The 20,246-nt window shown below is 61.3% G+C and carries 16 protein-coding genes; 7 read left to right on the top strand and 9 right to left on the bottom strand.

The features are described 5' to 3' along the window. The first annotated feature begins 5 nt into the window (after positions 1 to 5). The 4 genes from I2E77_RS06490 to I2E77_RS06475 are packed head-to-tail and all read left to right on the top strand — an operon-like array spanning position 6 to position 2,212. Positions 6 to 281 carry a hypothetical protein gene (locus tag I2E77_RS06490; RefSeq protein ID WP_195450871.1) on the top strand — a complete coding sequence of 92 codons (276 nt, stop codon included), beginning with the start codon at positions 6 to 8 and terminating at the stop codon, positions 279 to 281. 33 nt (positions 282 to 314) lie between these two features. Beyond that, on the top strand, positions 315 to 1,427 hold the full coding sequence (locus I2E77_RS06485; protein ID WP_195450870.1) for a sortase: 1,113 nt from the start codon (positions 315 to 317) through the stop codon (positions 1,425 to 1,427). Between the two features lie 11 nt (positions 1,428 to 1,438). Then, the gene (locus I2E77_RS06480; RefSeq protein ID WP_195450869.1) at positions 1,439 to 1,696 is read left to right on the top strand and encodes a hypothetical protein; all 258 of its coding nucleotides are present in this window, start codon (positions 1,439 to 1,441) and stop codon (positions 1,694 to 1,696) included. A gap of 39 nt (positions 1,697 to 1,735) precedes the next feature. Beyond that, on the top strand, positions 1,736 to 2,212 hold the full coding sequence (locus I2E77_RS06475) for a hypothetical protein (protein ID WP_195450868.1): 477 nt from the start codon (positions 1,736 to 1,738) through the stop codon (positions 2,210 to 2,212). 56 nt (positions 2,213 to 2,268) lie between these two features. Here the strand turns inward: I2E77_RS06475 and I2E77_RS06470 are convergent, their stop codons facing one another. The 3 genes from I2E77_RS06470 to I2E77_RS06460 form a co-directional block, all read right to left on the bottom strand. Next, on the bottom strand, positions 2,269 to 3,309 hold the full coding sequence (locus I2E77_RS06470; protein ID WP_195450867.1) for a HipA domain-containing protein: 1,041 nt from the start codon (positions 3,307 to 3,309) through the stop codon (positions 2,269 to 2,271). Then, entirely contained in the window at positions 3,299 to 3,529 is a 231-nt protein-coding gene (locus tag I2E77_RS06465) for a hypothetical protein (protein ID WP_195450866.1), read from the bottom strand. The genes I2E77_RS06470 and I2E77_RS06465 overlap by 11 nt, the downstream gene beginning before the upstream one ends. A 122-nt stretch (positions 3,530 to 3,651) precedes the next feature. Continuing rightward, positions 3,652 to 3,885 carry a hypothetical protein gene (locus tag I2E77_RS06460; RefSeq protein WP_195450865.1) on the bottom strand — a complete coding sequence of 78 codons (234 nt, stop codon included), beginning with the start codon at positions 3,883 to 3,885 and terminating at the stop codon, positions 3,652 to 3,654. A gap of 189 nt (positions 3,886 to 4,074) precedes the next feature. Between I2E77_RS06460 and I2E77_RS06455 the strand changes: the two genes are divergently transcribed. Continuing rightward, entirely contained in the window at positions 4,075 to 4,845 is a 771-nt protein-coding gene (locus tag I2E77_RS06455; protein ID WP_195450864.1) for a hypothetical protein, read from the top strand. A 325-nt stretch (positions 4,846 to 5,170) separates the two neighbouring features. Here I2E77_RS06455 and I2E77_RS06450 read toward each other — a convergent pair whose 3' ends face one another. Then, the gene (locus I2E77_RS06450; RefSeq protein ID WP_195450863.1) at positions 5,171 to 6,982 is read right to left on the bottom strand and encodes an InlB B-repeat-containing protein; all 1,812 of its coding nucleotides are present in this window, start codon (positions 6,980 to 6,982) and stop codon (positions 5,171 to 5,173) included. Between the two features lie 283 nt (positions 6,983 to 7,265). Between I2E77_RS06450 and I2E77_RS06445 the strand changes: the two genes are divergently transcribed. Next, on the top strand, positions 7,266 to 7,508 hold the full coding sequence (locus I2E77_RS06445) for a type II toxin-antitoxin system Phd/YefM family antitoxin (protein ID WP_195450862.1): 243 nt from the start codon (positions 7,266 to 7,268) through the stop codon (positions 7,506 to 7,508). Further along, positions 7,505 to 7,879: a type II toxin-antitoxin system death-on-curing family toxin gene (locus tag I2E77_RS06440; RefSeq protein WP_195450861.1), complete on the top strand. Its 375-nt coding sequence runs from the start codon at positions 7,505 to 7,507 to the stop codon at positions 7,877 to 7,879. Before I2E77_RS06445 ends, I2E77_RS06440 begins: the two co-directional genes overlap by 4 nt. 80 nt (positions 7,880 to 7,959) lie before the next feature. Here the strand turns inward: I2E77_RS06440 and I2E77_RS06435 are convergent, their stop codons facing one another. The 5 genes from I2E77_RS06435 to I2E77_RS06415 form a co-directional block, all read right to left on the bottom strand. Further along, positions 7,960 to 8,436 carry a hypothetical protein gene (locus I2E77_RS06435; RefSeq protein ID WP_195450860.1) on the bottom strand — a complete coding sequence of 159 codons (477 nt, stop codon included), beginning with the start codon at positions 8,434 to 8,436 and terminating at the stop codon, positions 7,960 to 7,962. A 3-nt stretch (positions 8,437 to 8,439) separates the two neighbouring features. Further along, positions 8,440 to 11,895, bottom strand: a complete 3,456-nt coding sequence (locus I2E77_RS06430) for an InlB B-repeat-containing protein (RefSeq protein WP_195450859.1) — start codon at positions 11,893 to 11,895, stop codon at positions 8,440 to 8,442. Between the two features lie 113 nt (positions 11,896 to 12,008). Further along, positions 12,009 to 18,116 carry a hypothetical protein gene (locus tag I2E77_RS06425; protein WP_195450858.1) on the bottom strand — a complete coding sequence of 2,036 codons (6,108 nt, stop codon included), beginning with the start codon at positions 18,114 to 18,116 and terminating at the stop codon, positions 12,009 to 12,011. Between the two features lie 118 nt (positions 18,117 to 18,234). Further along, positions 18,235 to 19,419, bottom strand: coding sequence for a colicin transporter (locus I2E77_RS06420; protein WP_195450857.1), 1,185 nt, complete (start codon positions 19,417 to 19,419; stop codon positions 18,235 to 18,237). Between the two features lie 163 nt (positions 19,420 to 19,582). Then, positions 19,583 to 20,230 carry a hypothetical protein gene (locus tag I2E77_RS06415; RefSeq protein ID WP_195450856.1) on the bottom strand — a complete coding sequence of 216 codons (648 nt, stop codon included), beginning with the start codon at positions 20,228 to 20,230 and terminating at the stop codon, positions 19,583 to 19,585. Between the last annotated feature and the right edge of the window lie 16 nt (positions 20,231 to 20,246).

Below are 20,246 nucleotides of genomic sequence, written 5' to 3'. Positions count from 1 at the left end.
TCATGATGAGCGAGAATGAGGTAGATCAACTCAGAGAGCAGTACACCCAGTTCGCCAATACGCTTGCCAAGCTGAGCTTATGTTTGAGTACGCTCACGAAAACAATCCACAAGTTGGAAGGACTCGCCGCGCTCATTGATTTACAGATCGAGGCATTGCGTCCTCAAAACGGAAACCGCGCAATGGAACTTCTGCCCGGCATGGGTGCGGACATGGAGTTCGCAGAACTCGGCGATGATGGTAAGACGTTCATCGAAACGGAAGACGATGGGAAAGCCTGATCCAAAGGCATCCTTCACACTAAAGGAGTTGAATTGGACGGAAACACACCCCAATGGGATGACATCATTTCAGGAGAATGGAATGAGGAGGATTCCGATTCGCCTCACAGGCATATCAAGGAACCCGATACGTTTGGTCATGTTCTCCAACTTGTGACGGGCATCGCTTTCCTCCTCGCCATCATCGCCATCTTCCAGCTTGTGTGGCAGACCTACGGCAACGAGCTTGACGCCATCCACACGCAGGAGACCATCGCTATCAATAACGGATTCGATGAAACCATTGTGCCGGACTCCGACAAAATCGCACGGTCGCAGGCAGGTGAACCGCCGGTTGATCCACAGCCAGCGGAATCCGGTTTCATCGGATGGATGTACATCCCACGTTTTGGTCTGGAATGGAAACGAGCCATACAGGAGGGCGTCGATCCATCCATCCTCGCAAATCTCGGCCTCGGTCACTATGAACAGACGGTCATGCCCGGTGCCATAGGCAACACCGCCTATGCCGGACACCGGACCCCCAGCGACCTCGGGTATGCCGACCGGTTGCAGGCCGGGGACTCCATCATTATCCAGACCAACACCACTTGGTATGTGTACACGGTTCAGAAAAGCTGGATCGTGCCCATGTCCGATGTGAGCGTGCTCGACAGTCAGGGCGATGAGCGAACCCTTACGCTGACCACCTGCGACCCGATGTACCAAGTTCCTGCACCGAACAGGCTCATCATTCGGGCGAACTTCGACTATTGGGCCAACACGGCGGACGGCATTCCGGCGGAACTTTCCGATCAGCAGCCATCCACACCAGTGCAGGATACCGTTGCGAACATCACCAAGGTGGTGCGCGACATCTCAAAACATGCGCCCATCACGCCGCTGCTGTTCGCTGCTGTTTTCGTTTTGTGGTTGGTATTCAATGGAATCTGCTGGCTCGCTTTCCGCAGGGAACGTGAGCCGAAGGCACCTACATGGAATGTGCTCACGCTGCTGTGGCGTCTGCAATGCGGCCCTGCCGCGCCGCGCGTCATCCAGTACATGCTCATGTGGATGGCGATATTGTTCGCCTGTTGGGCATGGCTGTGCCCCTTCTTGGCAAGCAACGTCCCATGGCTGGAAACACCGTATCCCGGCCTGCAATAGGAGAAAAGACAGTGAGTTTGAAGACCGTTACCGTGTATGCGCTTGAATGCGACTACTGCCATGCTCGTATTCCCGACCGGGAGTCCGGGCTGGTCGGCTGGGACACAATTGACGGCATCAATGCAGAATTACAGGACCAGTATGAACAGTGGGGCGTCACATCGGACGGACGCCACTGCTGCACCGGCTGCCTCTCTGTCACCGAAGATGACCGATACGTGACGCCGGACGGGACGGCGGCCACGCCGTTAGACGGCATCCGTAATTAAGGGTTTCATATTCGATTCATCCGACCGAAAGGAACGAAAATGGAAACGGAAAACAATATGATCGTCGAAACCCTATTGGAGCTTTCCGACGCATCGGACGAGCACATGGAAGAGGTGCTGTCCGACATCCCGATCTTCACCGAGCGGGATATGCTCAGCGAATGGGACGGTCTGCCGGTGAAAAGCAAACTCCCTCCGGAGGTGGAGGCCGGGTTCAAAACACGCAGCCAGTGGGAAGAACAGAACCTCTACCCGAAGGACGATGCGCGTCCTGTGCGAATGCACCCCTCGCCCCGCGCCCAGCGCACCTTCGATTACTACCATGTATCGGATACCGGCACCGTGACGGCGCAGGCTGAGGACGAGGAAAAACAAGTCCGTGTGACTCTCTGCGTCCATCCCGATGTCAAGAGGAACCTGCAAAGGCAGGCGGATGAACTGGACATGTCCGTATCCGACTACATCACCTTGCTCGTGACGCATCTCTATGACGATGAGTGCGGTGAAACGGACTGACGAAAAGTGAAAGGCCCCGCAGGGATGAATCCCACGGGGCCTTCCTACGGCCAGCATTACCTCTGCTGGTCTCTATTATGGTTTTCGCAGTACTGGCTTGATAATTCCATGGAAGCCGTTTTAGCGGATTGCGCTTCGTTCTTGAGAGTGACGCGCTTGTCGGGCACGTTGCTTTCTTTCTCCAACTTTCTTTCCTCAAGGAAAAGCTCATAAGCGGGTTGAAGAATCATATCCCTACGCAGTTCAACCATGCGTGTGTAGAACTCACGCCTTGCATCGCTGAGATAGGGCGTCTGTGCTATCAGGTTTCTGATCTGCTCGAAATCGATTTTAGGCAGCAGCTCACCAAGAGCCGCCCGCGCCTTGGTCCCTTCCGCTGAAAGCATGAACTCGTGATAATGGACCTTCTTCTTCCCCAGCCGCAGCGCTGCCGTGGGAAAGGTCATGGTTCGCTTCTCGAAACTTTCCCTGTCTGCCAGCAGCCCCTCCATGGCGTTTTCATTGAGCTGCGGATAGAGACATGATCCACAGTCATAAACAGGAGCCAAACCAACGATTCTGTTCTCCGCCTTATTGAGGATATACCCCCAATTTCCGGCATGACGGTCAAAGTTCCCGATCAGGGCATCCACAGTGAACATCTTCCAATATCTGTTTTCCGCCTCCGCGCGGATGTCGTGCAGAGCATCGTGATTGGCGAATACGGCAATCAGGTTGTCATAGAGGGGTGTGCGCCCTCCTGCGGTGGAGCTGTCAAGGAATGAGTTTTCCAGTTTTTTGAACTCAATGAGTTCATAGTTCTGCGCGTCCGGCAAGTTCTCGATGAAATCCCTGCACGCCACAACCACCTTGCCATTATAGGTCCCCAGCAAAGTTTCCTGAACGGGGAGTCCTGCTATTTCATAAATATGGGAGCCGAGATATTCGGAAACAGGCGCACTGGAATAGCTCGCCTGCAACGGCTTCTTTTCGTCCGATTCGAGTTTCTGCCCGAATTTGAGCATATAAACACTGCCATCGTAAATGACCTTGCGCTTGAAGTCCGCACCTTCATAGGTGTTGACAAGCTGTGTGCAGTTGGTGAAGTCAATCGTCATCGTTCTTCCTCCATCCATACTGAACATAATAGCGTCTGACCCAAGCATCGTTTTCCTCGCTAACGCTTCTGGCCGCAGCCTGCACCTCGTCGAGGTAGCAGTCCAGATTCAGTTTTTCGTCACGCTCCCATGCCGCGAGAAGTTCATTGATGGCATATTCAAGATCGGGCGGGACCTTGAACGGCAGTTGTTCAGGCCGCAAAATGCCGGACGTATCCATAATTTTCCACCTCCCAATATGCTCTGCTCCAAAAATATGGAGAAATAGGGCGCAGTTTTTTATTGCAACATGCCATCGCTGCCGGTCTCCTGATGAAGCGTGAGAAGCAAGATAGACCGGCGTCAGAACAGCGTGTAATACACCACAAGGGTGATAATGTTGAGCGCGGTGCCGAGGAACGCCCATTTGACCGCCGTCTTGCCGATGAAGCTGTTCTTCTTCCGCCAGCGCAGCCAGACGAAAAGCGGACCGAGAATGTTGAACCAGTAGCCAACGATAAGCCACACGATCCGGTCGAACACGGTGGGAATGGGAACGCGCAGATTGGGGTCAAACGTCCCGACTTCATATTTCATATGCCATCGCCTCCTTGACGAAACGGCTGTCAAACACTATTCTTCTACTTTCCTATTTTACAACATTTTGCCGTGATATGCAACGGAGAACCCCACCGCTGCCACGGACGGCGCGGACGGGGAAAACGCGGGTCCTTATAATTGTTGTAATGGCTTTACGGCCAGAAAATCCAACGGAAAGGGACCAAAATGGCACAGGCAAAAGGCTTTGCAGGGAAACTGGCAGCAGTGACGGTCGGAATCGGTCTTATGGGAATCCTGACCGGATGCGGCGGCCCGTCCCTCAGCGGCCACACCTATTACAGCGTCTCCGCCATCGACGGTGACGAAAGCTCCATCAGCTTCGATGGCGATACATGGAAGATGACGGAGGACGACAACTGGTACTCGGGCACATGGACGCAGGCCGACAACGGCAGCATCACCTTGGACGAATCCCATGGCGAGATCATCACCCTAACCCCCATCGAAGGCAGCGACGGATACCAGTATGCGGGCAAGGAGAAGCTGGGCACCCGCTTCTACCCGAGCAAGGAGGAGGCGCAGACCGCCACACATGAGTTCACGGACAACCTGCCGAACACCGTCATGGACTATCTGGAATCCGCCGACTGGAAGAAGGCGACAGGCAGCGGAAGCTCCTGCCAGCAGGCGGAGATGATCTCCTTCAAGGACGGCACGGCAGATTTCGTCAAGGGCGTCTACGATCAGGAGAACTACATCTTCCACCAAGGGCCGAACGACGGAGAATGGGGAGCCTCGGACCATTCCGGCGAATACTCCGTCACCGTGGACCAATTCTCCCGTTTCAATTCCAGCGACAACCCCCAGTTCATCGGCAACCTCACCATCGAAGGCGCGGAGACCACCTACAAGCTGGAAGTCATGTCTGACAGCATGAGACTCACGCTGGACAAGGACAACAGCATGGACCTGATCTTCACCGCGAAATCGAAATAGGAGTCCGTCTGGTGCCGGGGATAGTATGTCATTGAGGGCGCGATCTTCTCCTATTCTCAGCGCCCTTTCCCTCCTCAGCGAGCAGCCGGTGGGGACCTTCAGAATCCTCACCGGCTTCTTCTTGCCCAACCGGCCCGGCAGGCGTCCGAACAGCTCACACAGGACACGGCAACGAGTATGGAAATGCGGGAATCAGGCGTTGGGAGTATACTTGCTTATGGGGTGTCCACTTCTCCTGTCATGAACATCCTCTTTCAGGGAACAGCCCGGCAAGGATTTGCGAATCCTTGCCGGGCTGTCTTTGTTTCCAGCTTATTGATGCCGGTCAGCGGGTGCTGTGACGGCGGCGGATGATGGCCGCTCCCGCACCGGCTGCGGCGAGGGCCAGTGCGCTCATGACGCTGGTGATGATGCCGATACCGGTCTGTGCGAGACCCTGTGTGGACTGCGGGTCACCAGTGGTTTGATCCGGGTCCTGCTGTCCATCGGTCTGCTGGCCGTCGCCGGTGGGCTTCTGGTCGGGATCGGTGGTCTGGTTCGGGTTCTCGTCCGTGCCGGGGTTCTGGCTCCAGCGGGCGTACAGGGTGATGTTGTCCGAAACCGGTGCGGAGAAGTCGAAGACCTGCGTGCATTCGGGGTCGGTGTACCAGCCTGCGAACGAATAGCCGTCACGGTGGACGGTGGGCATCTCGGCGGTCGTGCCCTTGTCGATGACCTGCGTGTCCGGGTTGTTCACGCCTTCGGCCTGCGCGTCGAAGTTGACGGTGATCTTGCCTTCGGCGACCTTCTCCCAGCCCGCGTACAGAGTGATGTCCTCCGGGACGGCTGTCGAGAAGTCGTAGGGGACCGTGCACACCGGGTCGATGTACCAGCCGGTGAACACGTAGCCGTCACGGCTGATGGTGGGTTCCTTGACGGACTGGCCGGGCACGGTGGTCTCCGGTTCCGGGGCCTTCACGTCGGAGGTCTGCGTGTTGAACGTGACGGTGGCGTCATCGGGGGCCGCGTACTCGTTCACGATGTCCACATCGTCGGCCTGCGTGAGCTTGAACGTGTTCGTCGCGGGCTTCCACTCCACGTTGACGATGAGATCGGGCGTGTCCGTGGGCGACGGGAGGGTGACCTGCGTGGCGTCATACTGGTTTTCCTCGATCACGTCGAAGGTGAGTGTGTCGCTGAACGCCGTGTCGAACGCGGTCGTGTCGTAGTACACGTCCTTCTGGGACGAGTCGAGCGGTTCGGTGCTGACGCCCAGCGCATCGGTGAGGCTGACGTTCAGCTCGCCGAAGTCGATGTCGCCGTTCTCGTCCCACACGGCGTCCTTCTGATTGGAGAACTCGTAGGTGTCGTTGTCGAGATGCTGGTCGGTGTCGCCCTCCTTGGGCGTGTAGCGCAGGTCGAAGTTGAACCGGTTGGCATACGCCTTGGTGAGGCTGTCGGCCTTGGCGTCCTCCTCGTCCTTCCACTCCTTGTGGCCCACGCCCTCCACGGTTTCGACGGTCGCGTTGGCGAACGCGGTCGCCATGGAGTATTCGTCGATCTGGTCGGATGGTGCCTCGGGCAGGTTGACGGCACCCGTGCCGCCGCTGACGCTGCTGATGGTGTAGGAGACCTTGTTGTCGTCGGTGACCGAGAACACGAGGCCGACGGTGACCGCACGACCGTTGTTCATTCCATAGCCACCGAGCTGTTCGACGCCTGTGTTGCCGACGGTTTCGATGACGGCGAGGTTGGCGTTGTAGTAGGTGGTGCCATCGGAACCCTGCGCGCTGACCCAGCCCTTCTCGGACCATTCCTGAAGCTGGTCGAGGGTCACGTTGTCGAGGATGCCGCTCAGGTCCACGCCGCTGACGCCCGCGTGCTTGTCGCTGAGGTCCACGCTGTTGGTGAGCGTGCCCAACGACTGCATGGGCGTGGTGCTTCCGGTGGAACGGTCGAGCACCTGCACGTCGTACTTGTATTCACCCACGTTGGAGTCCTTGCCGCTGCCGAAGGTCATGACGGTCAGTACCGGTTCATCGCTTTCGAGGGTGTCGGCGTTGGCGGTGAATGTCATTCCGGTGGCAGCGGTGAGCATGGCGGCTACCGCCAGTCCGCTCGCTACCAGCCTCGGTGTTGTGTTCTTTGTAATGGTCATATCCATTTCTTTCTCTTGTGTACAACAAGACGGGAGAGGATGGGATGCGGAACACCGTGTCCCGTCCTCTCCCTGACGGAGGAAGCTCCCTTTTTGGTGAAAAGAGTCTGTACAGGACAAGGGAACATCCTCCGCTGGTATCCATTTTACACTTCGGGGTCGTCCAAACCTGCAAAGCAGGCAGGGGACGGCCCGGACGAAAATTGCGGTGAGAAAACGCCTCTATAAAATAGGTTGTATTTCTCCTATTATTCGGGTATAATAGGGTCAGGAGGTGTTTGAAATGGTTGTTGATACGAAGAACATTGTCTCAATCACGGAGGCGAACCAGAATTTCTCCCGTGTCGCCCGGATGGTGGATGAAAGCGGCGTGGCCGTCATCCTGAAGAACAATGTTCCGCGCTACGTACTGGTGGAGATCAGCCAGATGGAAAACGAACAGACGGCGGAGGACGAGGACGTGCTGGCCATATCCCGGCGTCTTATCGCCAAAAACCGCCATGCCTACGAGGAGCTGGCGAAATGAGGAACCTGTCGAAAAAGCAGGTCCTCGCCCTGCATTCCGACCTGATACGGGAGTTCGGCGGAACGGAGGGGATTCGGGACGAAGGGCTGTTGGAATCGGCCCTGGCCGCCCCGTTCCAGACCTTTGACGGGGAACCGGCCTATCCGTCCCTGCAAGCGAAGGCCGCCCGGCTCGGTTTCGGTCTTGTGAGCAACCATCCCTTTGTGGATGGGAACAAACGGACCGGCGCTCATGTCATGCTGGTCTTTCTTGCCTTGAACGGCGTGGAATTGTGCTATGGACAAGAGGATCTGATCTCCATCTTCCTGTCCGTCGCGTCCGGGATGTCGGATTGGCGTGATCTTCAGCGATGGATATTGGAACATGAATGACGGAAGGGGCCTGCGGTTGCAACCGCAGGCCCCTTCTCTATTTTCCGCAGCCGGTGGCTGCGGGGTGTTGGAAGCGATGGCTACGCTTCATGATCCGGCGTCGGGTCGGCGTCGGCGGCCATCATCCTGCGGACATGCAGGATGATGGCGAGGGCGGCCGCGAGGATCGCCGCGCCAGCAGTGGCGGCGACCGCCGGGAGGATGCCCGCTCCTGTGGCTCCGAGGTTTCCTGCGTCCTCGGTCATCACATGAACGTCGTCCGTGACGGTGTTCGGGTTGGACTGCTGCCCGCCGCCGGTGATATGGATTTCACCTCCGGTGTTCGGCTTATCGTCCGTACCGGGCGAATCCGGGGTGTCCGGATCGTCGGGCTGGCCGGGGTTGTCCGGCTGGGACGGATCGTCCGGCTGGTCGGGATCATCCGGCGTATTCGGGTCCTCGGACGCGGCCCCGTAGGTGAACGTGTAGCTGACGTTCCGATCCCCGTTCGTGATGGTGAACGTGACCGTCGTAGCGCCGGGGCGGCTGACGATCTCCCAGCCGTCCGGTACGTCCACGAGCTACACGATGCTGCCTGCGGGGATCGTGTACTCGCCGTCGCGGGTCGGGTCGAAGCCGTCCAGTTCCTTCCCGTCGATGAGGGCGCGCACGCCCTTTAGCTCGTCGATGACCGCGTTGCGCGTCCATTCGGCGGTGAGTGTGATGTCTCCGGTGACGGGCTGGCCGAAGTCATACGGCTGGCCGTCGAGCATCCAGCCTGCGAACGTGTAGCCGTCGCGGGTCGGGTCGGCGGGCTTGACCGCCTTCCCGCCATCGTCCACGGTCTGCGCGTCCACAGCGCTGCCGCCATTGGAGTCGAAGGTGACCGTGTGCGTCACGGGCGCGGGCGTCTCGTCCTTCTCCCATTGGGCGACGATGGTGATGTCACCGGTCACCGGCTGGGTGAAGTCATACGGCTGGCCGCCCAGCGTCCACCCTTGGAACGTGTAACCGTCCCTGACCGGGGTGGCGGGTTGGGTGATCCGCACTCCGTCCTGCACCTTGTAGCTGGTAACCGCTTCCCCGTTGGCGGGGTCGATGGTCACGGTGTGCATGGCCGGGGTGGCGTTCCAACCGGCGGTGAGCGTGATGTCGCCGGTCACCGGCTGATTGAAGTCATACGGCTGGCCGCCCAGCAGCCACCCGGTGAACTCGTAGCCGTCGCGGGTCGGGTCGGCGGGCTTGACCGCCTTCCCGCCATCGTCCACGGTCTGCGCGTCCACAGCGCTGCCGCCCATGGTGTCGAACGTGACCGTGTGGGTCACGGGCGCGGGCGTCTCGTCCTTCTTCCAATGGGCGGTGAGCGTGATGTCGCCGGTCACCGGCTGGCCGAAGTCATACGGCTGGCCGCCGAGGAACCATTGGACGAACGTGTACCCGTCCTTGACCGGGGTTCCGGGGAACATGGCCTGTTCGCCGTCGTCCACGGTCTGCGCCGGATAGGTGGTGCCGCCGTCCGAATCGAAGGTGACGGTGTGCGTCACGGGCGTGGGCGTGATCTTCTCCCAGCCAGCGAACAGGGTCAGGTTGTGGGTGACGGTAGTGCCGAAATCGTACCTGTTCTGGCAGGCTTCATCCGTGTACCAGCCGGTGAACGTGTAGCCTTCGCGTGTCGGCTGCGCCGGTTCGGTGGCCTTGCCCTGCCAGCCGACCTTCTGCGTGGGGATGGTGTGGTCCCCGCCGTTGACGCTGAACACCACGTTGTACTGGATGGGCTGCCATCCGGCGGTCAGCGTGAACCCGGCGTGCACGGGCTGGGTGAAGTCATAGGGCTTGCCGTCCTCGCGTAGCCAGCCGGTGAACTCGTAGCCGTCACGCACCGGCTTCGTCGGCTCCTTGAGCCTGTCGCCGTCCGTGACCTGCTGTGCGGGCGTGCTGGTGCCTCCCTCGGGATCGAGGAACGTCACAGTGAACTGCTCGCCGCTGGCGGTCGTCCATTGGGCGATGAGGGTCATGTCGTTGCGGATGGGCTGGCCGAACGAGTCGAACATGGACCCGCTTTCCATCTTCCAGCCGGTGAACGTGTGCCCCTCCCACTCCGGGTCGGCGGGTTTCTCCAGCACGTCGCCGTCATCGATGGTGACGGTATCGGTCAGGCCGTCATGCCCGTAGTCGTAGGTGACGGTGTGCGTGGTCACCCACCCTGCGGTGAGGGTGATGTCCTTGGTGACGGGCTGGGCGAAATCGTAGGGGTTACCGTCCAGCATCCAGCCGATGAACCGTGCGCCGGGCTTGGTGGGATCGGCGGGCTTTGCGACTTTCTTGCCGTCCTGCACGTATTCGGTGATGTCCTCGCCGATGCCGCCGTTCATGAGGAACGTGACCTTATGCGTCTTGGCCGCCGGTGGTGCGAACACGTAGGTGACCGACAGGCTTCCGTCGTCGCTGGTGAGCGTCCAGCCGAGCCGTCCATCCGTCAGCTTGGTCGCCGTCCATCCGGCGGGGATGTTGTTCAGCGTCACACTGGCACCCTCGGGGATGTTGAACAGGCCGCCGTTCACCGGGTCGAACGAGGCAACGGGCGTGTTATCGTCGCCGTAGGTGGCGGTCACACCGGCCAGCTCGCTCGTGGACTGGGTACCGTATTGGAACGTCCATGTGACCGACAGGCTTCCGTCCGCGCTGACCATCTTCCATGTGAGTGTGCCGTCCTCATGCACGGTGACCCAATTGTCGGAGGGCAGGCCCTCCAAGGTGATCTCCGATCCGTTGGGCACCGTCCATGTGCCGTCGGCCTTCGGTGTGAAGCTGTCGATAGGCTGGCCGTCGGCATAGGCTTTCACGTTCGCCAGATCGTCCAGCGAGGCCGGTGGCGTTTCGAGCGTGAACAGGTATTCGGCCTTCACCTTGCCGTCCGGGCTGGTGATGGTCAGGCGCGTTCCGGTTTCCTCGGAAGTGGAGCTTACCGTCCAGTCGTCGGGGTATCCGGTGTAGACGAGCATCCCGTAGTCGTAGGGGATGGTGAACTGTCCGCCATGCCAGTCGAACCCCTCGATCTGCCTGCCGTCGCGCGTGGTGATCTTCAGGTCCTTGAGCATGTTGATGTCATACGTCCACGCATAGGAGGATTCGGGCACGGGCGTGAAGCTGTAGGTAACCTCATCGAGGGTGCTGCTGAGGGTGATGCGCTGCGCGCCGCCGGTGACGGTGGCGTTCGCGGTCTCCTCCCATCCGTCAGGGATGTTTTCGAGGGTGACGCGGTGACCTTCGGGGATGTCGTAGCTGACGCCCTTGGTGCCGTCGAATCCGGTGACCAGAGAGCCGTCGTCGAGGCGGGCGACGACCACGCCGAGTTCATTGGACGGCTTCGGCGCGTCGAACATGAACGTGTAGGTGACCTGCGGCGTGTCCGCGTTCTTGGGTTTGAACACGTACCGGCGGCCTTCCCCGTTCTGGTAGTCTCCGACGCTGAATGTCCATGCCTGTCCCGGCCAGCCGGTGAACCCGGTCACGTCGCTGCCGCGCAGCCCGTGGATGGTCACGTCCTTGGAGCAGTCGTCGGGCTGTTCCACGCCGTTGACGGTCAGGTGCAGGCCGCGCAGCTCGTCCGTGGTGTGCGCGATGTCGGTCGCGCCGTCGAACCACCACCGGTACTCTGCCCCGCCGTTCTTCAGGAGGTAGTACGCGCTCATCTTCCCGGTGAGGTCGTGCACCATCATGTCGCAATCGACGGTCCATCCGGCGGGCACGTCGTGTATCTCCACCTTGCCGTTCACGGTGTAGGTTTCGGCGTCCGTGTAGTCGGTGTTGGGATCGTCCGCTCCCTTGGTCGGGTCGAAGCCGTCGAGCGGTTCCCCGTCCACAGTGAACCATGTGCCCGTAGGGGCGGTGGATCGGGGTGCGGCCAATGTCTGGACCGTGTGTACGGCCTGTGCGGCGAATGCGCCGATGCTGTCCGCGTTGGCTGTGGCGGCGACGCCCAGCAGCATGGATACTGTCAGGGTGCCCGCCAGCAGAACGGTTGTTTTCCTTTTCATGTTCACTCACATTTCTTTAGAAGGCCGAAAGAGGAAGGGGCGTGTCCGGCTTGATGCGGGCACGCCCCTTGAGTCACTTCGGGCAGGGGGCCTGCCTTCGGTTATGTGTCAGGTCAGGCGGCGTGCCTGCCGCGTGGATCGCGCCTGCGGCGCTTGTTCCACGCTACAGTGCCTCCGCCCAGTCCCAGCAGCAGCGCGGCCAGTCCGGCTGCCCCGCCGATGGCGGCTCCCGTCTGGGAGAGGCCGCCGGTGACGGTGACGCTCTCGTTCGGCAGTCGGCGTTCGCCCACATGGAACGGGGTGTCCTCCACCGGGCTGTCCGGGTTGGACTGGTCGGTGGGCCGGTAGACCTTCTCCACCCAGTAGTAGCTGCCGTTGAACTTGACGGTCACATCCGGGGAATCCACCTTCGTCTCACCGCCCTTGAGGGTCACGCGGTCGGTGGTGGTGACGAGCTTGTCCTTGGACACGTCATCACCCTCGGCGCGCTGCCACAGCTCGAACTCGATCTGCGTGCCGGCCACCACATTGCCCTGAATGAGGGCAGTGTCGTGGAACGGCTTGTTGGCGGTCGCGTTCTCCTGTGCCTTGGTGGTCACGGTGAGGATTTCGGTGGTCTCCTTGGCGCGGCCCAGCGTATCCGTGAAGATCGCCGTGTCCTCCACCTTGTCGTCTACGATGCCGTCGCCGTCCTTGTCGGTATCATCGCCCGGCTCGTCGGCGCGGACGGGCCGCTTCAGGCTGAGCACCCAATTGTAGGTGGCGATGCGCTCCGTCTTGAACTCGGGGCCGAGGATTTCCACCTTGCCGTCCTTGCGGGCGGTTGCCTCCTGCTCGGCGGTGACCGTCGCGTAGTCGGCGTACTCCTCCAGTGGCTTGGCGGTCTCCGGGTCGAAGTCGTTCTCGTAGAGTGCCCACGAGAGCTTCGTGCCCTTGGCGACCGGGCCGTAGACGATAGCCTTGTCCCGGATGGCGACGCCCATCTTCTCCTCGCTCACGGCCTTGGTCTCGGCGTGGATGACGCGGAACGTCTCTTCCGGGTCACGCGCCTTTCCGGTGTGGACGATGCGGTACTCCGTGCCGGGGTGGCTCACGCCGTCCGGAGTGACGGTAGGCTCATCGGCGGCCCATGAGCCGCCGTTGCCGCCGTTGTCGCCCGGCTCGCCGTACAGGTCGAGACGGTCGTCCTCGGTGGTGGGGGCCTTGTCCCAGATGCGCAGCACCCAGTAGTATTCGCCCACGGCCTTCTTCCAGTCGCCGTCATAGTGGTCGAGGATGTTCACATCCGGGGATGTGGCGGTCTCCTGACCCATGGTCAGCGGCTGGCCCTCGGCGTCCACGGTGGTCACGTACTCGTCGGTGTCCGGTCCGCCGTTCTGGTTGACCTTGTACAGGTCCCATGCGGCCATGAGCCGGTCGTTGGCGGCGATGTTCTCCAACTTCACGGTGTCGTGCACGTTGGACTGCTCCGCCATGACCTCGGTTACCACACTGGTGTCGGCGCTGATGCCGTGCAGGCTTTCGGGCTGCTGGTTGTCGCGGCCCGTGTGGAACGGCTTGTCATGGTCGCCGGGGAACTCCACGACCTCGCTCCACCAGTAGTCGCCAGCCTTCTCAAGTTCGATGTGCTCGGACTCGATCTCGGTGGTGCCGTTGGCAAGCGTGCCGCCCACCTTCACCGGTTCGGTGGACTGGACGACCTCACCGGTCTCCTTGCTCACAAGGTCGAAGCGGATGGTCGCGTCCTCGGGCAGGCGTCCGTGGATGAACGCCGTATCCCAGATTTCGTTGGCGACCGCGCCCCAGTCGTAGGTGGCGGTGGTGATGCTCACCGCGTGGAAGGACTCGGACTTGATGCGCTTGGCGGAGTCGTTGGCCTTCGTCTCGCCGCCGGTCACCTTGTCCGTGACGAACTCGGTGCCGTCGGGCTTGCGGAAGTTGAACACCCAGTAATAGTCGCCGTACTCGCCCTTATCGAGGTGGTAGGTGCCGGAGTCGTGCGTCTTCTGGTTCTCCGTCAGAGCCTCGGGGTTGTACGTCCACACGACGGTATCCTGTGCGGGATCGTCGCCGTCCGCACGCTTGTACAGCGTGTAGCCGAGCTGGTAGCCCTCAAGGACATGGCCTTCGATGTTGGCGTGGTCGGACACGTCAGCGCCCTCATAGGAGACGTTGATGTAGTTCTCGCCCTTGTAGCTCTGCGCGTTGCCCGCCGGATCGACCGCAGCCTCGCCGTTGCTCGACGGGTTCTCCCACGTCGGGCTGGCGGTCACGTCCGTGGAGATGCGGATGACCTCGAAATGCTCGTCCTTGACCTGCGTGCCCTCGTAGATGAGGTGACGGTCGGCGTAGCCGTGCATATCTTTCGGGGTCTTCGACTCCTGATCCTGCGGGACGCTCTGCCAGTCATCATCGAGGAAACCAGCCTGCGTGGCGTCGGCTGCGGAATCGAACGGGGTGAACACCTCGTCGGAGATGGTCGGCGCTCCGCCCTTGTCGTCCGGGGTCCAAATCTTGAACCTCCACTGGTAGCTGCCCACGCCGGGGTTCTCGAACCACGGGGCGGTGAAGGTCACCGGGTGGATGCGGAAATCGCCGATGGCCTCCTTCGGAAGGTCGATGCGTCCGGTGGTGGCGACGGGCTTCTCGCCGGTCGTCTTGCCGTCCATGCCCTCGGTGGCCTTCCACAGCTCCACCTCGTACTGCGTACCCTCCGGGATGACGCCGGTGAGCGTGATCGTGTCGGCCACGCTCATGGTGTTCGTCCACAGCGGCTCCACGCTCTTGGACTGGGCCTCGATAATGTCGAAGCTCTCCGACTTGACGCGCTTGGCGTCATACCAGACGATGTTGCTGTTGCCGTCGATGGTCGGGTTGTAGTCCGGGTCGGTGGAGGTGTTGGAGTTCGGGTTGGTGTCCACATCCGGGTTCTGGATGACGAGCCGGTAGTAGTAGGTACCGGCGGGGAACAGCGTCTTGTCGGTCAGGTCCACGGTCTCGGACTTGAGCTTCTGCATGTCCTTCTTGACCGTGGCGACGCCCTCGATGTTCACGGACTGGATGGCGGGCAGGTCCCAGTTCTGGCCCTCCCACACCTTCACGTCCGTGTCGCCGTTGTCGCTGGCCGGGTCCTCGCGCCAAATCTCGAACCGCATGGTGGTGCCGGGGTCGGTCTGGGCGATGAGCTTGTCAACGTCCACGTCGGACTCCTGATACGACCACTGCTTCAGCATGTCGTAGCTGCTGATGGTCTTTTCGGCGTAGTTCTCCGAGTCGATGCTGAACCACTTCTTGGCCCGTTCGGTGGCGAACTTCTGCACCGGCGTGCGCTCCTCGGACGGGTAGCCGGTCTCGGTGCTGTCGCCGGACTGTCCGAAGTCCTGCTTGTCGAGCACCTGACCGTCCGTGCCGTAGAGCGTGGCGGTGAAGTAGTACATGCCAGCGCCGCACGGGTTGTACTTTCCGGCGTTCTCGTACCCGTCCGAAGGGCATTCGGGCACAATGAACTGCTCGCCGGTGACCTTGATGGTCTGGTAGCCGCGCCGGTTGGTGCGCCCGTCGATGGCCTCGCCTCCATCCTCGAAGGGGATGAAGTTGGCCTGATTCACGTCACGGCGAATCTGGCCGACCATCTGGCCCTTGGTCTGCCCGTTGTGACCGTCGTTGCGCCACAGGCGCACGATCACGTAGGAGTCGTCCGGGATCATGCCCGCGTTGTCATGGAGGTTGCCGTTGCCGGTGCCCTCATGGCCGACGGTCTCATCGTAGATGGTCACCTCGTCGTAGAGCTGGCCGCCGACGGCGCCCATGGCCTGCGCGTGGCTGGTGATGATACCGCCGCCGCGCACACGAACCTTCTCGGTCTCCTCGCCGAGCTTACCCTTGTCCACGACCGCGCCGGACGCCGTATGCAGCGACGCCACCCAGTACACGGTGCCGGAACGCCACGAATAGGCGTCCGGGCTTGTCACGTCGAACTCAGACTTGACGTTGGAGTTGTCGGCCTGATCGTCGGTGATGTCCACGCGGACCTCATCGAGAATCTTACCTGCGTTCCCGTTGGGGAGGCTGTCGCCGGACACGGCCTCGTAGGCGGTGAAGGTCACGTACCAGCCGCGCCCCACCTTGCCCCGGACGGTGGCGACATCGTGGAAGGCATCGCCCACGCTCACGTCCGCGTCGGACACCTGCGTGCTGATGGTCGGCATCTCCACGCGCACGGTCTCCTCCGGGATGCCGAGCTGGTGGCGTGCCCGTTCCTTGCCGTCCGGGCCGTACAGGCGCACATCCCAGTACACGAAGCCGGGGTCCACGCCGGAGGCCGAAGTGACCATGGCGCTCTTCTCGTACTCGTCGTTGCCGCCCTTCGAGTAGAAGGTCTGGGGACGGTTGTGGGAGTCCTCGGCCTGCTTTTCGGTCACGTCCACGCGCTCCTCATACAGCGGTTCGAGGCTGGTGACGGCGGGGTTGTCGGAGCCGTCCGGAAGGGTCGCGTCCATCAGGGTCGGGCCGTATGCCTTGAACACCAGATAGGAGCCGGGTTCGATGATGCCGGTGACGGTGGCCTTGTCGCCGAACCACTGGTCGAAGGTGACGCGCTCGTTGGTGACCTGCGATTCCAGCAGCACGGGCAGCACATGCACGGTCTCGGTCTCGATGCCCAGATCATGCGAGTCGAGTACATCTCCGCGCTGGTTGTACAGCGTGGCCTTGAAGTACACGTAGCCTTCGGTGGGGCTGCTGATGCTGTCGGTGCGGATGGTGAACGATCCCTGCTCGCTGGAGGCGTCCGCCTGCTCGTTGGTGATCTGGATGGTCTGGTCCAGCAGCAGCGGGACGCTGGTGTCCGGCTCATTGGGGACAGCCGAATACGCCTGCACCTTCACGTAGCTGCCACGGGCCACGCGGCCATTGATCTTCACGGTGTCGTAGAACTTCTCGTTGAGGCCCACGACGCGCTTGCTCACATCCGTGGTGATGTGCGGCGCGTCAACCACCCACGTCTCGGTGGGTTCGCGGTCGTCCGTGTCCACCGCTTCGCGCATGTGTCCCTGCTTGGGAATCTGCACGTCGAACCAGTAACGGCCCGCCTTCCACTTCTCCCAGCCGAAGTCGGAGGGCAGGAAGTCCGGGCTGTTGACGGTGGGCTGCAACGGCGTGGTGAACGACTTTTCGACCTTCTGATCCACGGTCTCGTCCGCCGGGTTGCCGTCCCAGTTCAGGATGACCTTGCCGGTGATGGTCTCCTTCCGGTCGCCGTATCCGCTCAGGTTGATGGTGTCGTGCACCGGGCGGGTGTCGCCCGCATGATCGAACGTGTTCGTGGCGACCGTGCTCACATCAAGGGGATAGGACGCCTCCACCTTGAACTCGATGGTCGCGTTCTTGTATTGGGGGTCATCGACCCTGAACAGCGGCTGACCGACGGAATCCATGCGCATGGCCTTGAGGCTCGGATAGGAAACAGTTACCTGTACGTCGCCGTCATCGGTCGCCGTCCACGCGATGTGCTCCTCCTGTCCGGTCGTGGTGCCGGAATAGGTGTTGGTGCCGGTCGCGTCGAACACGGCGGGGCCGTTGAGCGTGACGGTGTACTGGACGCCTGCCAGATACTGATTGTTGGCGTTCAGGATGCCGGGGTTGACGGTACCCTTGAGCTTGCCTTCCGTGTACTGGTAGGAGGCATTGATGTTGGACGGCGTGTTGACATAGGCGTCGTTCCACATCTCGTTGGCCTTGGCGGCGACGGCATTGATGTCCGCGCCTTCCAGACCGGCGGCCACCAGCTCGTTAAAGTGAGTGTCGGACCTGTCCAGATGTGCGTGCAGGGCGTAGGCGATGGCGGCCTGCGTGAAGTCGGAACGGTCGGCCTTGTACTTGTTCACCATGTACGCGGCGATCTTGGAGTTCGCGTCTGTGGCCTCCTGCCATGTGCCGGTGTTGTACAGGGGGTTACCGGCTGACAGGCAGTAGTAGGGGTTGTCGCCGTTGTAGCCCATCGGGCCGAGTGCGGACGCATGGTATCCGACGTACCATGAGCCGCTGCTGGCGGGGTTGAACCAGTAGCCGGGGAGGCTGCCGCAGGCAGCCTGCGCCGTCACGGTGCCGGTGAGCAGTGTCGCCGCCGAGACGATCAACGCCGCAAAAGCACGTAGGATGCGCCCGATACGGGGCCCAGCCTTGCTTCTGCGGCTTTCCATGGATTTCTTTGGTTGTCCCATGGATTTCTCCTTTCTGATATGGTAATGGGTAACCACAGGACAGTATACCAGCACCGGCAAATAAAGGCTCTGCCACACCAAAAACCGGTGTGGCAGAGCCTTCTCAGAACTTTCTTGTTCAATTATCTACGGTCGTGCTCCAACTGTTTCCCTCAAGGGGAGTGATTGGTGACCCATAGCTGTCATAACCATATACGCCGTTGACGGGTCCATCGTCGAACCATTGCCCGCCGGAATCGGTCACATGATCGCCAGCGCTGTAACCGCCGCCGGAATAGCCGCCCGATCCGCCGGAAGAACCGCCGGAATACGATCCCCCGCCGGAATAGCCGCCCGTGGAGCCGCCGGAATACGAGCCGGAGGACGTACCGCCGCCATAATACCCGGAACCGGAATAGGAGCCGCCGGACGAACCGGAAACCGGGGCAGAGGACGCCGCCGCTGCGGCCTCGGCCTGCGCCTTGGCTTCGGCGTCGGCCTGCTCCTTCGCCGTAATGGAGTCGTTCACCGTCTTCACCGCGTTGTCCACAGCGATCTTCTGATCCGTGTACTCCTTCGCAGTGGTCACGCTATCGTCATTCAGAACCTTCTTCGCGGCGTCCAGCACGGTTTTCAGGCTGTCGCGCGTGGCGTTGTCCTGCACCTTCCCGTCGGAATCGGTGTAGGTCTTGTCCGCGCTGTCCACGGAGGATTGCAGCGCGGCCTTCGCGTCGGCCAGCGTCTTCGCGTCCACGGAACCGGTCACGGCATCCATGACCTTATCCAACCGGCTCATGGCGTCCCCGGCATTCTCGGCATCCGCGTCATACGCGGCCTGCGCGGCCATCTCCTGCCAGATGAGCCACCGGTTCGCGCCGGTATCGTCTACGCCGGTCTGGGCCTGCGCCTTGTCGATGGCGTCGGACAGGGCCGTGATGACGGCCTCATCCGCCACCTGAACCTCCTCGGTGCCGTCAAGGAGTTCCTGCGCGTCCCCGATCTTCGCGGTGAGCTGCTTGTCCACGGCCTGCGCGTTCGCCTGCGCCGAGTCCACGCCCCGCTGCACGTTGGACGCGGCGTAGGCGTAGCCGCCCGCTCCGCAGCCCAGCACCACAACCGCCGCAACCGCCACGGCGATCCCGATGTTCCGCCTGCGGTGGCTCCGCCCGCGCCGGGAGGAACCGGCATCCTCATCCGTTGCGGCATCGGAGACCCCGCGCAGGACCTCCGTATCGTGCAGGACGGCGGTCTCCGCCTCCTCGGGGGGCGTGCCGCCGCCTGTATCCTTCTCATCGTAAAGCGATGCTTCCCTGTATTCATCCATGATGGGTTCCCTTCTTCCGGGTCGAGTTTCAGCTTGACTACTTTTCTTGTTTGGTAGTCTTGTTGTTTGAGTTTATTGTAGCATAATAGCAAGATTGGCGTCAAGGCGACGAAAACATGAAGGAGGCGTCCTCCGCAGAGGACGCCCCCATACCGGCTTGTTATCAGGCGAAATCAAACGGAATCACGGGCTTCTCCTCCGTTTCTCCGTCTTCCTCCTCCGGCGTGTCATCCTCGTCCGGTTCCTCGTCGTAGCCGTCGTCCTGCGCAAGCTCCGCGTCCTGTATGCGCTGGATCGCGGCGGGCGTGTAGCCCATGCTGGCGGCAACGGTCTCGTCGCTGTCATCCGGGTGGACGTGCTTGAGGTAGTCGAACACGGCCAGAGCACGCTTATTGATGGACACGGTGGCCGCATCGGAATAGCAGAGCTGTTCCATGGCGAAGAACCGTTCGCCGTTGATGAGGTCGTCGCCCTCACGCCACAGTATCTTCTCCCCGTCCTTTTTGAGCCACACGATGCCGTCCAGCTCGTCCGGGGCGACGAGGAGCATGGCGCTGCCGGGGCGGCGGACGGCGGCGGTCACCATGGTCCCGTCGTCGAACCGGAAGCTGCCCCGGTTCTCGCCCTGCTGGGGCGGGGTGCCGTCGTACCAGTGCTGGACGAGGATCACGCCCTGCCCCTTCAGGTCGCCGAGGTACAGGTTCCAGTCGGTGAGGATGCTCACGCCCTCCTTCCGGTGGGGTTCCGGGCAGGTCAGGGACGTGTCGAACTCCTCGTACCGGTGGCTCCGGTAGAGCACTTCCACCTTCATGCCGTCCTCCTACGGA

The organism is Anaeromassilibacillus sp. 1001302B_160321_C8 (genome assembly GCF_015554745.1).
Taxonomy (GTDB): Bacteria; Bacillota; Clostridia; order Oscillospirales; family Acutalibacteraceae; genus Anaeromassilibacillus; species Anaeromassilibacillus stercoravium.
The sequence above is the reverse complement of the archived record's forward strand: the minus strand, read 5'-3'. Positions and strand labels throughout refer to the sequence as shown.

Coding starts and splice junctions, on each gene's coding strand:
- I2E77_RS06470 (WP_195450867.1), bottom strand. CDS start 3,309: ATGACGATTGACTTCACCAACTGCACACAGCTTGTCAACACCTATGAA.
- I2E77_RS06425 (WP_195450858.1), bottom strand. CDS start 18,116: ATGGGACAACCAAAGAAATCCATGGAAAGCCGCAGAAGCAAGGCTGGG.
- I2E77_RS06475 (WP_195450868.1), top strand. CDS start 1,736: ATGGAAACGGAAAACAATATGATCGTCGAAACCCTATTGGAGCTTTCC.
- I2E77_RS06445 (WP_195450862.1), top strand. CDS start 7,266: ATGGTTGTTGATACGAAGAACATTGTCTCAATCACGGAGGCGAACCAG.
- I2E77_RS06455 (WP_195450864.1), top strand. CDS start 4,075: ATGGCACAGGCAAAAGGCTTTGCAGGGAAACTGGCAGCAGTGACGGTC.
- I2E77_RS06430 (WP_195450859.1), bottom strand. CDS start 11,895: ATGAAAAGGAAAACAACCGTTCTGCTGGCGGGCACCCTGACAGTATCC.
- I2E77_RS06460 (WP_195450865.1), bottom strand. CDS start 3,885: ATGAAATATGAAGTCGGGACGTTTGACCCCAATCTGCGCGTTCCCATT.
- I2E77_RS06490 (WP_195450871.1), top strand. CDS start 6: ATGAGCGAGAATGAGGTAGATCAACTCAGAGAGCAGTACACCCAGTTC.
- I2E77_RS06415 (WP_195450856.1), bottom strand. CDS start 20,230: ATGAAGGTGGAAGTGCTCTACCGGAGCCACCGGTACGAGGAGTTCGAC.
- I2E77_RS06450 (WP_195450863.1), bottom strand. CDS start 6,982: ATGACCATTACAAAGAACACAACACCGAGGCTGGTAGCGAGCGGACTG.
- I2E77_RS06420 (WP_195450857.1), bottom strand. CDS start 19,419: ATGGATGAATACAGGGAAGCATCGCTTTACGATGAGAAGGATACAGGC.
- I2E77_RS06465 (WP_195450866.1), bottom strand. CDS start 3,529: ATGGATACGTCCGGCATTTTGCGGCCTGAACAACTGCCGTTCAAGGTC.
- I2E77_RS06440 (WP_195450861.1), top strand. CDS start 7,505: ATGAGGAACCTGTCGAAAAAGCAGGTCCTCGCCCTGCATTCCGACCTG.